Here is a 15,692-nt window from a genome sequence, read left to right as displayed (position 1 = left end):
TGACTATTCCGATAATGATGGCGGGCAGTAATAGAATATATGGAGATTCCACATGACCAAAATGGTTTTCAAGCCGTGGGAGAAAAGATTAACCAATATCCGCTTGGTACCTAAGTTAGTACTACTAATGGTATTTAGTACCTTGTTGCTGATTGGCAAGCAGTTATGGGATGCAAATACATTCTATCTTTCGGTGGTCGAGATTCAGAAAGGTAGGGCGCAAGAGCAAGCGCAATCAAGTGCGGCAATGCTGACTGAGTTGATGGCCGGTGGCAATCAAACGGCGGCAAAAGCCGAAGCATTGATTGCGGCTCAGGCGGCGACCATGAACCAGGGGTCCTACATCTACCTGGTTGAGCGCGATAGTGGCAAGGTGTTCGGCCATCCAAGGGCAACCTCGCTCAACGCATTGGCCGGTAAGGTTGATGAGCGTGGTGAGTTAAGCCAGGTGCTGCAGCAGTTCAGCGGTAGCGAGAGCTTGGTGCTTGATAACCAAACCCGGTTTGAATATGCCGTGAATGTACCTGCGCAAAACTGGGTAGTGGTGGCGTCCCAACCCGCGTCAGAAGCAGAGGCCTATTACCAAAGCTATTTGGTTCAGGTTGCGTGGCAGACCGCTTTGATGATCATCGCTTTTGTGGTGATTTTGCTGGGAGGCTCCAGTGTCATGTTGCGTCAGACACGCTACCTAGCTGATAATATCCAGCGCTTGGCTGCCCGCGATTTGTCGCAGCCTATCGAGATGGATTGCCGTGATGAATATGGCGAATTGGCACAAGAGCTGGAGAAGACCCGCCTCCAGTTGCGTGATGTCATTTGCAATCAACGCGATGCTTCCGGTGAGTTGTCCGGGTTGGCTGAAGTGATGTCGATTAGCATGGTGGAAACCAAGGAATCGGCACAGGAAGAGTTCAACGAGATCGATCAGTTGGCCTCGGCAATGAGTGAAATGAGCTCAACGGTTCAAACCGTGGCCGACCATGCCCGCGAAGCATCCAGCGCGACAGAGGGCACTTCAGAGCAGGCGTTGCAAGGTCAGCAGTTTGTCACCCAAACTATCGGCACGATTAATCAGCTGTCACAAGACATTAGCCAATCAGCCAATGCGGTGAACCAAGTGGAAGAAAGGGTTGAGCAGATTGGCAGCGTGATTGTGACTATCCAGAGCATTTCGGAGCAGACCAACTTGCTGGCATTGAACGCAGCCATTGAAGCGGCACGTGCTGGCGATGCCGGGCGCGGTTTTGCCGTGGTGGCCGATGAGGTTCGCAACCTTGCGCAACGTACGCAAACGGCCACGGTCGAGATCCAGGAAATGATTTCGCAGTTGCAAAACAGTGCCAACCAAGCGGTCGATTTGATGGAGCAGAGCGTGGTTGAAGCGGCCGAAGGGGTTGAGCTGGTCACCAATGCCGGCGGCGAGCTGGATAAGATCGTGGATCAGGTGAAGTTGATCAACGACATGAACTTCCAGATTGCATCGGCAGCTGAGCAGCAATCGGCTGTCGCCGATGAAATGAACCAGAACCTGACCAATGTGCGTGAGTTGGTTGAAGCCTCGGTGGTGGTGGTGAGCGAATTGTCGGAAACATCGGACGTGATGCAAGGCCATGCCACGGAGCTGGAAGGCAAGATCCAAGCCTTTACGGTGTAAGCGTTATTGGGATAACAAATCATCACTTCAACGCCCGCAATATGCGGGCGTTGTGCTATCTTGGGGATCACAAAAAGCCCAGCCAGACAGGTAATAGCAAAAGGAAGCACTATGAGCCAGCAAGACATGATTCAATCTGCGGCAGACAAAGCATGGGAAAAAGTGGCGCAGTCTCAGCCCGAGGCAGTCGCGGCATGGCCGCAGCAACAGTTGGATGCTCTGCAGCAGGTATTGGGGCACAGTGATTTCATTACCTCGGCTATCGTGCGTGATGCTTCATTACTGCCTTGGCTGGCTGAGCATATGGAAGATGAGTCCCGCAGTGAAAGCTATCGCGATGCCTTGTCTGGCGAGCTAGCGGTGGCAACGGATGAAAATAGCTTGATGCGTATTCTACGTCGTTTCCGGCATCGGGAAATGACTTGGATTGCAAGCCATGACTTTGCGGGCACTATTCCCTTGCAAAGTAGCCTTGAGCACCTGTCGATGCTGGCAGAAGCCATCATTATGGAGGCTTATAATTGGCTTTATGCCCAAAGCTGCAAAGAGTGGGGTACGCCCACCAATGCGGCCGGTGAACCGCAGCCGATGCTGATCCTTGGCATGGGCAAGCTGGGTGGCGGCGAGCTCAACTTCTCTTCCGATATCGATCTTATCTTCACTTATCCCGAGAACGGTGAAACCCAAGGTGGTCGCCGCAGCCTGGCCAATGCACAGTTTTTTACCCGGCTTGGTCAGCGTCTGATCAAGGCGTTGGATCAGCAAACGTTCGATGGCTTCTGCTATCGGGTCGACATGCGCTTGCGCCCCTTTGGTGATAGCGGACCGCTCGTGATGAGCTACGCGGCTCTGGAAGATTACTACCAAGAGCAAGGCCGGGACTGGGAGCGTTATGCCATGATCAAAGCCCGGGTGATGGGGCGTGAAAGTTTTAGCCAGTACCAAGAGTTGCGCCAGATGCTGCGCCCGTTTGTTTTCCGCCGCTATATCGATTTTAGCGCGATCCAGGCCCTGCGCCGGATGAAATCGATGATCAGCAGCGAGGTACGCCGCCGTGGCCTCACCAAGAACATCAAGCTTGGGGCGGGCGGGATCCGGGAGGTGGAGTTTATCGCCCAATCTTTCCAGCTGATCCGTGGTGGCCGAACCCCGAACTTGCGCGGGCGTGGGCTGCTGGAAACCCTCGAGGCGATAAGTGAGCAAGGGCTACTTCCACCCGAGCAGGTTGACTCCCTAGAGCAAGGCTATTGTTTCCTGAGACGATTAGAAAATCTGCTTCAGGCGATTGATGATAAGCAAACCCAGACCCTACCAGATAAACCGCTGGATCAGTGCCGCTTGGCATCGGCTATGAATTTTGCGAGTTGGGACGAGCTACTTGTCGCCACCTCTCAGCATATGGCTGCGATCCATGCAGTGTTTGATGACATTATCGGTACCGAAGAAGACGAAAAGCCAAATGAAGTCGCAGCCCAGTACCATGAAATTTGGGCGATGATTAAGGATCCCGAGGTCGTACTGGCAGTGCTGCAAGAGCTTGAGGCACAAGATGCCCAGCAACAAGTTGATATTCTGACCACGATGAAGGCGGAGCTATCGAAGCGTACCCTCGGCCCTCGCGGGCGGGAAGTGCTGGCTAAGCTGATGCCAGAAGTGCTGGCGTTGATTGTCCCCCGTAGCGATGCCGCCCAAGTCCTTGAACGGGTCAGCAAGCTGATTGTCAGGATAGCAACCCGCACAACCTACCTTGAACTACTGAGTGAACACCCTGCGGCGCTGGAGCAGTTGATCCGCCTTTGCGCTGCCAGCCCGATGGTGGCGGGGCAGTTGGCCCAATACCCTATTCTGCTCGATGAGTTACTCGATCCGCAGCATCTTTATAACCCAACACCGCTGCAAAGCTATGGCGATGAGCTGCGTGAGTTCCTAGCCCGTATTCCGGAAGAGGATATGGAACAGCAAATGGAGGCGATTCGCCAGTTCAAGCAAACGCAGTTGTTGCGTATTGCCGCCGCTGATATCGCGGGGGCACTACCGCTGATGAAGGTCAGCGATCACCTGACTTACCTATCCGAATCGATTGTGGCTGCGGTGGTCAACCAGGCTTGGCTGCAAATGGTTGAAAAATATGGCGAGCCAAGCCACTTGGTCGATCGCGACGGCAAGGGATTTGGCGTGCTTGGCTATGGCAAGGTCGGCGGTTGGGAACTGGGGTACGGCTCTGACTTAGACTTGGTTTTCCTTCATGATTGCCCAGACAATGTGTACACCAATGGCCGCAAGGAGATTGACGGTAGGCAGTTCTACCTGCGCTTGGCGCAGCGTATTGTCCACTTATTTTCGACCCGAACCGCGTCAGGGGTACTGTATGAGGTCGATGTCCGTCTGCGTCCATCCGGTGCTTCGGGTTTGCTGGTCAGTACCATGGAAGCCTTTGCAGACTATCAGCAGAAAGAAGCCTGGACTTGGGAGCACCAAGCGCTGGTTAGGGCACGGATGATTTATGGCGATCAGCCATTGCAACAGGCTTTCAAAGTAACACGCGAACAGATATTGATGCAGCCTCGCGAGCAGGCAAAACTGCGCACCGAGGTGGTCGAGATGCGGCATAAAATGCGGGAGCACCTGGGTAGCAAGAAAGCCGGCATGTTCGGCCTCAAGCAGGACAAGGGCGGGATCACCGACATTGAGTTTTTAGCCCAGTATTTGGTGTTGAACTTCGCCAAAGATGAGCAGGCATTGACCCGTTGGTCTGACAATGTTCGTTTGTTTGACACGATGGCCGATTACGAGATCTTAGATATGTCGCAGGCGACAATGCTCAAGCAGGCCTATTGCTCGATGCGCGATGAAATCCACCGCTTGAATTTACTTGGGCTGTCGGCCTATGTGAGTGAGGCAGCATTTGCCGATGAACGTACCGCAGTGCAGGCGATATGGCAGCAGCACCTTGAGCCAGAAGCGAATGAGAACCGTTAGTTCGTTTTGCATATAGCCATTGGCGATAAGTTGTTGACTATTTAATGGGTGAATAATGCATGGCAAGTTGGCTTTATGTTAAGATTTGGCGGTTATCACAATCCCGGAGAAAAAAATGAAACTGACGCTTCCTGATTATGATCAAGCAGGTGTGCTGGTAGTTGGCGATGTTATGTTGGATCGCTACTGGTATGGGCCGACAGGTCGTATTTCACCAGAAGCCCCGGTACCAGTTGTAAAGGTCGATCAGATCGAAGAGCGCCCAGGTGGAGCTGCCAACGTTGCGATGAATATTGCAGCGCTGGGTGGCCATGCCCGTTTAGTCGGTTTAACCGGGATTGATGAACCAGCCAAGGCGCTGACAGAAAAGTTAAGTTCGCTGGATGTCCGCTGTGATTTTGTATCACTACCGGATTACCCAACCATCACCAAGCTGCGTGTAATGAGCCGTGGTCAGCAGTTGATCCGCTTGGATTTCGAAGAAGGTTTCCATGATGTGGATGCTGATTTGATCTTGCCACGCTTGGAGCAGTCACTGCCGCAAGTGAAAGCGGTGATCCTATCGGATTATGCCAAAGGCGCGCTTGAGCATGTTCAGGCGATGATCCAGTTGGCGCGTAAGGCCAATGTACCGGTGATGATTGACCCTAAGGGAGCTGACTTTGAGCGTTACCGTGGTGCAACCTTGTTAACGCCAAACTTGTCCGAGTTTGAAGCCGTTGTCGGTAAGACCCACTCGGATGATGATTTAGTCGAAAAAGGCCTTGGCTTGATTGAAAAGTTTGAGCTTGAAGCCTTGCTGGTAACGCGCAGCGAGCACGGCATGACATTGTTGCAAAAAGGCCTTCCAGCCTTGCATATGCCGACGCTGGCGAAAGAAGTGTATGACGTAACCGGCGCTGGCGATACCGTGATTTCAGTGTTGGCCGCGTCATTGGCTGCGGGTAAGTCGTTGGCTGACTCTTGTAAGCTGGCGAATGCCGCTGCGGGTGTTGTGGTAGGCAAGCTGGGTACCTCAACCCTTTCGACTATCGAGTTGACAGATGCTATTCATGGTAGCCAGGACAGTGGCTTTGGCGTGATTGGCGAAGTGCAGCTGAAGCAGGCGGTGAAAGCGGCACGAGCCCGTGGCGAAACGGTGGTAATGACCAACGGTTGTTTCGATATCTTGCATGCAGGCCATGTTGCCTATCTGAATGAAGCTGCCAAGCTCGGCGATCGCTTGATAGTTGCGGTGAACTCGGACAGCTCTGTTCAAACCTTGAAGGGCCCTGGTCGTCCAGTAAACCCGGAAGATCGCCGCATGGCGGTATTGGCCGGTTTGGGCGCAGTCGATTGGGTAGTACCGTTTAGCGAAGAAACGCCACAGCGTTTGATCAGTGAAATTCTGCCGACGCTGTTGGTGAAAGGTGGTGATTACAAGCCGGAAGAGATCGCAGGTGGCCAAGAGGTCATTGCGGCGGGCGGTGAAGTACGCGTGCTGAACTTTGAAGATGGCTGCTCGACGACGGAAATCATCGAGGCGATCCGAGGTGGCCGAGGTTAAAGCGTAAGCTTAACCTGCAGCGAGCTGTAGACTGGCTCGACAGAGACAAAAAAAGCGCCGAAAGGCGCTTTTTTATTGGCAGTAATTCGAGATTACTTCGCTGTCATCAAGCCAGCGTTAACATCAAGCACGTCTTGCTCGTTTAGCGAGCCGACAGCTTGCTTCAGCTGAAGTTGGCTGATGATGTAATCGTAGCGAGCGTTGGCAAGCTGACGGTTGGCATCGTATAGGCGACGGGTTGCATCTAGGACGTCAACGATAGTACGGGTACCGACATCGAAACCTGCTTCTGTTGCTTCCAGTGCTGATTGCGCTGAAACCACAGATTGCTGGTAGGCACGCAGGGCACCGATAGAGGCGTTGATGTTGTTGTAGAACGCACGCACGTCTTTCACGACGGTACGGTATGAACCTTCTAGATCTTCGCTAGCACCCACGTAGGCGAACTGTGCCTGCTTCACTTCCGAGGTTGTACGGCCACCGGTGTAGACTGGTAACGCTAGGTTGATACCTGCTGTAACGGTGCCGTCGTCACGGCTGCCTGCATTTTTTTCGTCGTAGTTGTAACCAGCGTCGAAAGACAATGTTGGCAAGTGGCCAGACTCGGCAAGCGCGATTTGGTCACGGGCAACATCTTGCGAGATTCGCGCTGTTAATAGGCTCAAGTTCTCGCTTTCCGCATCTTTGATAAGGTCGAGTACACGGGCTTGTGGTGCACTTGCCGCAAAGCGGTTGGTATCAAGGATGCTCAGGTCTGTGTGCTCTTGGCCGGTGATTTCACGCAGGCCTTCGTAGCTGTTGGTCAGTGAGTTTTCCGCTAGGATCTCATCAGCCAACACGCTGTCGTACTGGGCTTGTGCATCGTGCACATCGGTAATCGCCGATAGGCCCACTTCGAAGCGCTGCTTGGTTTGTTCTAGCTGACGGCCAACAGCGGCTTTCTCGGCACGAACGAACTCAAGGTCGTCCATAGCGCGTAGCACGGCAAAGTAGGCGTCAGATACGCGTAGGATCAAGCCCTGTTGGGTTGCAGCGTAAGCCGCATCGCTTTGGCGAGCTTGCTTTTCGCTGATATCTAGGCTAACCCAGCTGGCACGGTTGTAAATTGACTGGTTTAGCGTCAGACCACCGTTGAAGCCATCATCGTTGTCTTTTCCATCAAGAAAAGCCGTGTTGTAGCCTGCCGTCAGGTTAATCTGTGGCAATAGTGCACTTCGAGATGAATTGATCGCCTCGAATGCGGCATCTTTGTCGGCAGCTGAGCGCAACAGCTGCGGGTCATTTTGTTTAGCTTGTTGGTATATTTCGGCTAAATCATCAGCCAGTGCTAACTGGCTGAAGCCGCCAAGCGCAACGCTAACAATAAGCGGAAGCAATTTTTTCATGAATGCCTATCCTGGTCCTGACAAAAAACGAGCAAGACATCAGTGTACCTGATGTTTCCTTGCCTGAAACTGATCATTTTTCAGTTTTACTTTATTTTACGTGGTTTACTCCAACATATGTGATTGTAATCTATTCAACTCTAAAAATGGACTTAAATAAAATCACAATATTTGTCATAAATGTTGAATTAAATCATTGCTGGCAGGCATTATGAATGAAAAAATACAAACACGTATCGTATAGAGCCGTTCGAACATAGACTGCCAACAGGTACACAAAGGGAAATTGTAATGAAGCATCACTCCCCAAAGGACAGTGAATTAGAATCATTTACGCGTGATGACATTGAAGTGTTATCCACCGAGCCGCTCTACCAAGGCTACTTTAGTATGGTGAAATACCGCTTCCGCCATCGGCTGTTTGCTGGTGGCTGGAGTGTGCCAATTGAGCGTGAGCTATTTGAACGTGGTCATGCCGCTGCCTTGCTGCCTTATGATCCAATCACTGACCGTGTAGTTATTGTAGAACAGTTTCGAGTCGGTGCGATGGCAGCCAACTGTGCCCCGTGGCAATTAGAGATTGTGGCCGGGATCATCGAAGAAGGCGAGTGCTCGGAAGAGGTGGTCAGCCGGGAAGCCGTTGAAGAGGCCGGGGTGAGCGTAAGCCATCTCGAAAAAATTTCCCGCTACCTTTCGAGTTCGGGTGGCTGCTCCGAGACGCTGGATATCTTCGTGGGCCGGGTTGATAGCAATCTGGCCAAGGGGATCCACGGCTTGGAAGAGGAAGGCGAAGATATTCGCGTTCATGTTGTATCGCGAGAGGTCGCTTATCAGTGGGTAGAATCTGGTAAAATTGAAAATGCGGCTTCAATCATTGCGCTACAATGGTTGCAACTAAACTATAAACGGTTGCAAGCCGAAGTTTAACGTTACCCACTGATAAGGACGCCGATTGAATAAACGATACTCCGTTGATTTTGCTGGTATCATGCGTCTCTACGAGACGAACTATGCGAAGCTGCTCCCATTACTGCCAAAAAGCGATCAGGTGGGTGATAGGTGTATTTATTGTGTCTTTGAGCATGAGTACCATCTGACCATTATTGAGTCGACCCGCTATACCACCATGGTTGAGCTGTGCTTGTCGGGCGGCGCCGAATTGCCTGAATATATGGCACCTCGGATGAAGGTCAGGCTTTACCATGATGCCAGAGTCGCTGAAGTGTGCTCAGCACAGCAGATTTCGCGGCTGCAGCCAAGGTATGATTATCCGAATCTGCGGATGCACCAAAAAGACGAGAAGCACCAAGTGAATCGCTTCTTGGGTGATTGGTTGGCGTATTGCCTGAAAAATGGGATCAGTAGACAGTCGGTTTGTTAACAGTATAGATAGACAAGGTTTTTGACGTTTTGCAGAACTACACTCTGCCACAGGCGAACCCCGATAGCGTGGTTTTACTTCAAATTACCGACACCCACTTATTTGCCGACGAATGCGGTAGCTTGTTGGGCGTTGCGACAAAAGACAGCTTTCATGCCGTGCTTGATGCGGTAGACGTTGCTGCGCGCCCGTTTGAGGCCATTGTGGCGACTGGCGATATTTCCCAAGATCATACCGCAGAATCCTATCAACGTTTTTGTGACGGTATTGCTCGCTGGTCACAGCCTTGCTTCTGGTTGCCTGGCAATCATGATTACCAACCAAGTATGCAGGCGGTATTGCCGTCCCCTCAGATCAAGCCTTGCCACCAAGTGATGGCTGGCGATCACTGGCAGGTGATTTTGCTCGATAGCCAGGTGCAGGGGGTGCCGCATGGAGAATTGAGCGAACAGCAGCTGGCCATGCTTGATCAAGCGCTGGCAGCCCACCCGGAGCGCCATGCTTTGGTGTTGCTCCACCACCACCCATTGCCTGCGGGCAGTACCTGGCTGGATCAGCACCAACTTCACAATGCCGAGGCATTTTGGCAGGTTGTCGATAAGTACCCGCAAGTAAAAGCTATTTTGTGCGGGCATATTCACCAGGAATTAGACCGTATCTACCATGGGGTCCGTGTATTGGCGACACCATCGACGTGTATCCAGTTCCAGCCCGATTCCCATGATTTTGCCCTTGACCGCCAAAACCCTGGGTGGCGAATGCTCGAATTGACGGCGCAAGGCCAACTATTGACGCAGGTTTACCGTATTGAGGGGAGCCAGTTCACCCCCCAGTTCGACTCAGCAGGATACTAAGCGATGAAACCCCTCTTACTCTACATTCATGGCTTTAATAGCTCGCCCCTATCGCATAAGGCGCAGGTGATGGCCGAGTATTGCCGTCGCGAGCGGCCTGACATTCGGGTCGAGGTGCCGCAAATGCCTTGTTATCCTGCAGAAGCGGTCGCTTTCATTGAAGAGTATGTCCAGCAGTTTACGGGCGAGTATAAAATTGGGCTGGTGGGAAGCTCGCTCGGCGGCTATATTTCAACATGGCTCAACGAGCGGTTTCAGTTGCCGGCAGTCTTGGTGAACCCTGCGGTAAAACCTTACGAGCTATTGCAAGACTACCTAGGCGAGCAGCAAAATCCGTATACCGGTGAACGCTATTGGCTAGCCCCAAAGCATATTGAAGAGCTGCGACAAATTGATGTTGCGGCTATTCCCCGTCCCGAGCAATTCTGGTTACTGCAGCAAGAAGGTGACGAAGTGCTCGATTATCGTCAGGCAGTGGAGAAGTACGCTGCTTGCCGACAGACTGTTGAGCCGGAAGGTGATCATAGTTTTGTCGGATTTGAACGCTATCCTACTGACATCATCAAGTTCTTGGGATTATAAGATCCTGATACCTAAGTGAGCTGGCTTGAGCGCTCAAAGTAAGTGACACCGGGCTGCTTAGGGATGAAATTGATCAAACCCGACTCACATTTGTGGGTCTCTTCACCGACCCCTGCTTGACAACCGAGCTGGGGTTACTGACTATTGTGGCAAAAATTTTCCGTAACTTTCCGTAAATATGACAGAGCAAAGCTATAACGCCGGAGCCATTGAGGTTCTAAATGGCCTTGAGCCAGTCCGCCGCCGTCCGGGTATGTATACCGATACGGTTAGGCCTAACCACCTTGGCCAGGAAGTCATCGATAACAGTGTCGATGAAGCCTTGGCAGGCCATGCCCGCAAGGTCGAAGTTATTCTCCATGCCGATCAGTCGCTTGAGGTGGTTGATGATGGCCGAGGCATGCCTGTCGACATCCACCCGGAAGAAGGGGTATCAGGTGTCGAGCTTATCCTTTGTAAGCTGCATGCGGGTGGTAAATTCTCGGGTAAGAACTACCAGTTCTCCGGTGGTTTGCACGGGGTAGGTATCTCGGTGGTCAACGCCCTGTCGACCCGTGTTGAAGTCACGGTTAAGCGTGACGGGCAGGTTTACCAAATTGCATTTGAGAACGGCGATAAGGTTTCAGAGCTTGAGGTTATCGGCACCTGTGGCCGCCGTGCCAAGGGTACCCGTGTTCATTTCTGGCCTGACGCCCAGTATTTCGATAGCCCTAAATTCTCGGTTTCACGCTTAAAGAACAACCTTAAGGCCAAGGCGGTACTGTGTCCGGGGCTTGAGATCGTCTTTACTGATAAGGCCAACGAAGAAACCGTGCGCTGGTGCTACGAAGACGGCTTGAAGGACTACCTTGCTGAAGGCGTTAAAGGGTATACCCTGCTGCCGGAGGAACCGTTTACCGGCGTATTCAGCGGCCAAACTGAAGCGGCCGATTGGGCATTGCTCTGGCTACCGGAAGGCGGCGAACTGGTGACCGAAAGTTACGTCAACCTTATTCCAACGGCCCAAGGCGGTACCCATGTTAACGGCTTGCGCCAAGGCTTGCTGGATGCGATGCGTGAGTTCTGTGAATTCCGAAACTTGCTGCCGCGCGGCGTAAAGCTAACCGCGGATGATATTTGGGAACGCTGCGCCTACGTCTTGTCGGTAAAAATGCAAGATCCCCAGTTTGCAGGCCAAACCAAAGAGCGCTTGTCATCGCGCCAGTGCGCTGCTTTTGTTTCTGGTGTGGTGAAAGATGCCTTCAGCCTATGGTTGAACGAGCGCCCGCAAATTGCCGAGCAGTTGGCTGAAGTCTGTATTGCCAATGCCCACCGCCGTATGCGCGCCAGCAAGAAGGTGGTGCGTAAGAAGATTGCTTCCGGCCCGGCGCTGCCTGGTAAGTTGGCAGATTGTTCGCAGCAAGATCTTTCCCGTACCGAACTGTTCCTGGTGGAGGGTGACTCGGCGGGTGGTTCTGCCAAGCAGGCCCGTGATCGTGAATTCCAGGCGATCATGCCACTGCGCGGTAAGATCCTAAATACTTGGGAGGTCTCTGCTGATCAGGTACTGGCGTCGCAGGAAGTGCATGATATTTCGGTTGCCCTGGGTATCGACCCTGACAGCCAAGACCTGAGCGGTTTGCGCTACGGTAAAATCTGCGTCCTTGCCGATGCGGACTCCGATGGTCTTCACATCGCCACCCTGCTATGTGCGTTGTTTGTTAAGCATTTCGAGGCGCTTGTTCGTGCCGGCCATGTCTACATCGCAATGCCGCCGCTCTACCGTATCGACTTGGGTAAAGAGGTTTACTACGCGCTGGATGATGCCGAGAAAGACGGCATTATGGATCGCCTCAGCGGTAAGCGCGGCAAGATCAACGTGCAGCGATTCAAAGGTCTGGGTGAGATGAATCCATTGCAGCTGCGTGAGACCACCATGGATCCGAATACCCGCCGCTTGGTGCAGCTGACCATTGACGACGATGAGCAGACCAATGAAATGATGGATATGCTGCTTGGTAAAAAGCGTGCCGAAGACCGTCGCCATTGGCTGCAAGAAAAAGGTGATATGGCAGAAGTGTAACGCTTCGCCTTGTTGCTTAGATTGATTTAATGAGTAAGCCGGTTGCTTGCCGGCTTGCTGCAAAAGACTTAACGGAATACCCAACGATGACTGATGTCTCTATGGATGGCGTAGAACAGCTCCCGCTTAGGAAGTTTACCGAAGACGCCTACCTTAACTATTCCATGTACGTAATCATGGATCGTGCCTTGCCGTTCATTGGTGACGGTTTGAAGCCTGTACAACGCCGTATTATCTACGCGATGTCAGAGCTTGGCCTGTCGGCGACCGCGAAATATAAAAAATCTGCCCGTACCGTCGGTGATGTACTGGGTAAGTACCACCCGCACGGTGACTCGGCTTGCTATGAAGCCATGGTATTGATGGCGCAGCCATTCTCATACCGCTACCCGCTGGTTGATGGCCAGGGTAACTGGGGTGCGCCGGATGATCCGAAATCGTTCGCCGCGATGCGTTATACCGAATCGCGCTTGTCCCGTTTCTCTGAGGTGCTGCTTAACGAGTTGGGCCAGGGCACCGTGGACTGGGGGCCGAACTTCGACGGCACCATGAAAGAGCCATTGATGCTGCCAGCGCGTTTGCCGCATATCCTGTTGAACGGGGTTACGGGTATCGCCGTGGGTATGGCGACCGATATTCCGCCTCACAACGCCCGCGAGGTTGCCCAGGCGGCGGTGCACTTGATTGAGAACCCGAAAGCCGAACTTGACGATGTGATGGAGTTCGTCAAGGGGCCGGATTATCCGACTGAAGCCGAAATTATCTCTTCGAAGTCGGATCTGAAGAAGGTCTACCGCACTGGCCGCGGCAGTATCAAGATGCGTGCGGTTTGGCATAAGGAAGGCAGCGATATCGTTGTCACCGCATTGCCGCACCAGGTATCCGGGTCGAAACTGCTAGAGCAAATCGCCAGCCAAATGCGCGCCAAGAAACTGCCGATGGTGGATGACTTGCGTGACGAATCGGATCATGAGAACCCGACGCGTATCGTGATCGTACCGCGCTCGAACCGGATTGATTGCGAGCAGTTGATGAACCACCTGTTTGCATCGACGGATCTGGAAAAAAGCTTCCGGGTTAACTTGAACATGCTGGGTCTGGATAGCCGCCCGCAGGTGAAGGGGCTGGTACGTATCCTAACCGAGTGGTTGGAGTTCCGCCGTACAACCGTTCGCCGTCGCTTGCAGCACCGTTTGGACAAAGTGAATGCCCGCTTGCATATCCTTGAGGGTTTGCTGGCGGCTTACCTGAACATTGATGAAGTGATTGAAATCATCCGTACCGAGGATGATCCGAAAGCCGAGTTGATGTCCCGCTTTGACCTGAGTGCGATTCAGGCTGATGCGATCCTTGAAATCAAGCTACGCCAGTTGGCTAAGCTGGAAGAGATCAAGATCCGTGGCGAGCAAGATGAACTTTCGAAAGAGCGAGAGCAGCTTGAGAAGATCCTGGGTTCTGAGCGCCGCCTGAATACGCTGATCAAGAAGGAAATCTTGGCCGATGCCGAGAAGTACGGCGATGACCGCCGCTCACCATTGGTGGAGCGTGAAGAGGCGAAAGCCTTAACCGAGCGTGACTTGATCCCAAGTGAAGCGATCACGGTAGTGCTTTCGGAAAAAGGTTGGATCCGCCACGCCAAAGGCCATGAGGTTGATCCGAGCGGCCTGAGCTATAAGTCGGGTGATGGCTATATGGCGCATGCCCGCGGTAAGAGCAACCAGCCAGCCGTATTCCTTGGCAGCGATGGGCGCAGTTATGCGTTGGAATCCCATTCCTTGCCGTCGGCACGTAGCCAGGGCGAGCCGATCACCGGTCGCTTGAACCTGACCCCGGGCAGCCAGATGCGACAGGTGATGATGTCTGAGGACGATCAGCTGTGGTTGATGGGCTCGGATGCGGGCTATGGCTTCATCTGTAAGGGCGCGGATCTGGTTTCGAAGAACAAGAACGGTAAGGCGCTGCTGACTGTGCCAGAAAGTGCCGAAGTCATGGCGCCGCAGCAAATCAGCAATATTGATACCGATGAGATCCTGGCCATTACCAACGAAGGCCGGATGTTGTTGTTCCCGATCAAGGATCTGCCGCAGCTGAGCAAGGGTAAGGGCAACAAGATAATCAATATCCCAGCCGCCCGCTCCAAGGCGAGGGAAGAGTTCCTGTCGCAGCTGGTCGTGTTACCGCAGAACAGCACGTTGACCTTGTATGCCGGTAAGCGCAAGCTTGGCCTCAAGCCGTCTGATTTGGAGAACTTCCGTGGTGAGCGGGGCCGCCGGGGCAGTATGCTGCCGCGAGGGTTGCAGCGTGTGACCCGGATGGAAGTTGAGTCGCCGGAATCAGCCAGCGAATAATCGATAGAGTTATCATCAAGCCCTCCAGTGGAGGGCTTTTTTGATCTGGCGGGCGATCTAATTTCTGCACATAAAAGGTGTATTTTCCCGCAGCCTAAGTATACTAGCGAACGCTTGTACGCTGAGGAGAGTCTGATGTTATTTGTATTGCGCATGATTGCTGTAGCAGTGTTTGCTGTTGTCATGTTTGTATTCGGGTGTGGCTATTGCCTATTGAGCCCACGTAACCCTAAAAACGTATATATAGTTGGCCGCCACTTTTGTAAAATGGCACGGATTTTCGGCGTCAAGCTAGAGATACGCTTTCCTTACGGTGAAGAGCAGCCGGTACCAAGCGTTTATATTGCCAACCATCAGAATAACTACGATATGTTCACCGTATCGGGTGCAATCCGACCGCGTACCGTGACGGTGGGTAAGAAAAGCATTGCTTGGATGCCGTTGTTTGGCCAGCTCTACTGGCTGACCGGTAATATCTTGATTGACCGCGCCAACCGCTCGAAGGCGGTTGGCACGATTGGCCAGGTTGTTGAGAAAATCAAACAGCGCAATGTCTCGATTTGGATGTTCCCAGAGGGCACCCGTTCACGTGGTCGTGGTTTGCTACCGTTCAAAACAGGTGCTTTCCATGCGGCGATTGGGGCAGAAGTGCCGGTGGTGCCGATTGTATGTAGCTCGACCGATAAAATTAAGCTTAACCGTTGGAACAACGGTGTGGTTATCGTTGAGGTTTTGGCGCCTATCTCTACCGAGGGCTATACCAAAGAAGACGTACGCGACCTATCGGCTAAGGCTCACCAATTGATGGAAAGCAAGCTGGAAGCGCTCAATGCCGAGGCCGCGCAGCGTTCGGCAAGCTAAGCTGTTATAATTATCGATAGCGATAATAAAAGCGGCAAAG

11 protein-coding genes are annotated in these 15,692 nt (G+C 52.7%); 10 read left to right on the top strand and 1 reads right to left on the bottom strand.

Annotation, left to right across the window (positions count from 1 at the left end):
- Positions 1-52: 52 nt before the first annotated feature.
- From C9I98_RS20925 to hldE, 3 genes are all read left to right on the top strand, one after another.
- Positions 53-1,654 carry a methyl-accepting chemotaxis protein gene (locus C9I98_RS20925; RefSeq protein WP_036824863.1) on the top strand — a complete coding sequence of 534 codons (1,602 nt, stop codon included), beginning with the start codon at positions 53-55 and terminating at the stop codon, positions 1,652-1,654.
- 111 nt (positions 1,655-1,765) lie between these two features.
- Positions 1,766-4,633 (top strand): bifunctional [glutamate--ammonia ligase]-adenylyl-L-tyrosine phosphorylase/[glutamate--ammonia-ligase] adenylyltransferase, encoded by a 2,868-nt coding sequence (gene glnE, locus C9I98_RS20920; protein WP_107272446.1) that lies wholly within the window; start codon positions 1,766-1,768, stop codon positions 4,631-4,633.
- 115 nt (positions 4,634-4,748) lie between these two features.
- Complete coding sequence (gene hldE, locus C9I98_RS20915) at positions 4,749-6,179, top strand: bifunctional D-glycero-beta-D-manno-heptose-7-phosphate kinase/D-glycero-beta-D-manno-heptose 1-phosphate adenylyltransferase HldE (protein ID WP_036821204.1); 1,431 nt, start codon at positions 4,749-4,751, stop codon at positions 6,177-6,179.
- A 92-nt stretch (positions 6,180-6,271) separates the two neighbouring features.
- On the opposite strand, the gene tolC is transcribed toward hldE, so the two are convergent.
- Positions 6,272-7,564, bottom strand: coding sequence for an outer membrane channel protein TolC (gene tolC / locus C9I98_RS20910; RefSeq protein WP_107272445.1), 1,293 nt, complete (start codon positions 7,562-7,564; stop codon positions 6,272-6,274).
- Between the two features lie 291 nt (positions 7,565-7,855).
- Between tolC and nudF the strand changes: the two genes are divergently transcribed.
- The 7 genes from nudF to C9I98_RS20870 all read left to right on the top strand — a co-directional run bounded on the left by nudF (position 7,856) and on the right by C9I98_RS20870 (position 15,652).
- Positions 7,856-8,491, top strand: a complete 636-nt coding sequence (gene nudF / locus C9I98_RS20900) for an ADP-ribose diphosphatase (RefSeq protein WP_036822892.1) — start codon at positions 7,856-7,858, stop codon at positions 8,489-8,491.
- A gap of 25 nt (positions 8,492-8,516) precedes the next feature.
- Positions 8,517-8,945: a DUF1249 family protein gene (locus C9I98_RS20895; protein ID WP_081878950.1), complete on the top strand. Its 429-nt coding sequence runs from the start codon at positions 8,517-8,519 to the stop codon at positions 8,943-8,945.
- Positions 8,946-8,974: 29 nt separating this feature from the next.
- Positions 8,975-9,799: a 3',5'-cyclic-AMP phosphodiesterase gene (gene cpdA / locus C9I98_RS20890; protein WP_036822889.1), complete on the top strand. Its 825-nt coding sequence runs from the start codon at positions 8,975-8,977 to the stop codon at positions 9,797-9,799.
- A 3-nt stretch (positions 9,800-9,802) separates the two neighbouring features.
- Positions 9,803-10,381 carry an esterase YqiA gene (gene yqiA, locus C9I98_RS20885; RefSeq protein WP_036822886.1) on the top strand — a complete coding sequence of 193 codons (579 nt, stop codon included), beginning with the start codon at positions 9,803-9,805 and terminating at the stop codon, positions 10,379-10,381.
- Between the two features lie 178 nt (positions 10,382-10,559).
- Positions 10,560-12,443, top strand: a complete 1,884-nt coding sequence (gene parE / locus C9I98_RS20880; protein ID WP_036822883.1) for a DNA topoisomerase IV subunit B — start codon at positions 10,560-10,562, stop codon at positions 12,441-12,443.
- 86 nt (positions 12,444-12,529) lie between these two features.
- A complete protein-coding gene (parC, locus tag C9I98_RS20875) occupies positions 12,530-14,791 on the top strand; it encodes a DNA topoisomerase IV subunit A (RefSeq protein ID WP_036822900.1) in 2,262 nt (753 codons plus the stop codon).
- A 135-nt stretch (positions 14,792-14,926) separates the two neighbouring features.
- Positions 14,927-15,652, top strand: coding sequence for a 1-acylglycerol-3-phosphate O-acyltransferase (locus tag C9I98_RS20870; RefSeq protein WP_036822880.1), 726 nt, complete (start codon positions 14,927-14,929; stop codon positions 15,650-15,652).
- The last annotated feature ends 40 nt before the right edge of the window (positions 15,653-15,692 follow it).

Origin of the sequence: Photobacterium sanctipauli, assembly GCF_003026495.1 — a bacterium.
In the GTDB taxonomy this organism is placed as follows: Bacteria; Pseudomonadota; Gammaproteobacteria; order Enterobacterales; family Vibrionaceae; genus Photobacterium; species Photobacterium sanctipauli.
The sequence above is the reverse complement of the archived record's forward strand: the minus strand, read 5'-3'. Positions and strand labels throughout refer to the sequence as shown.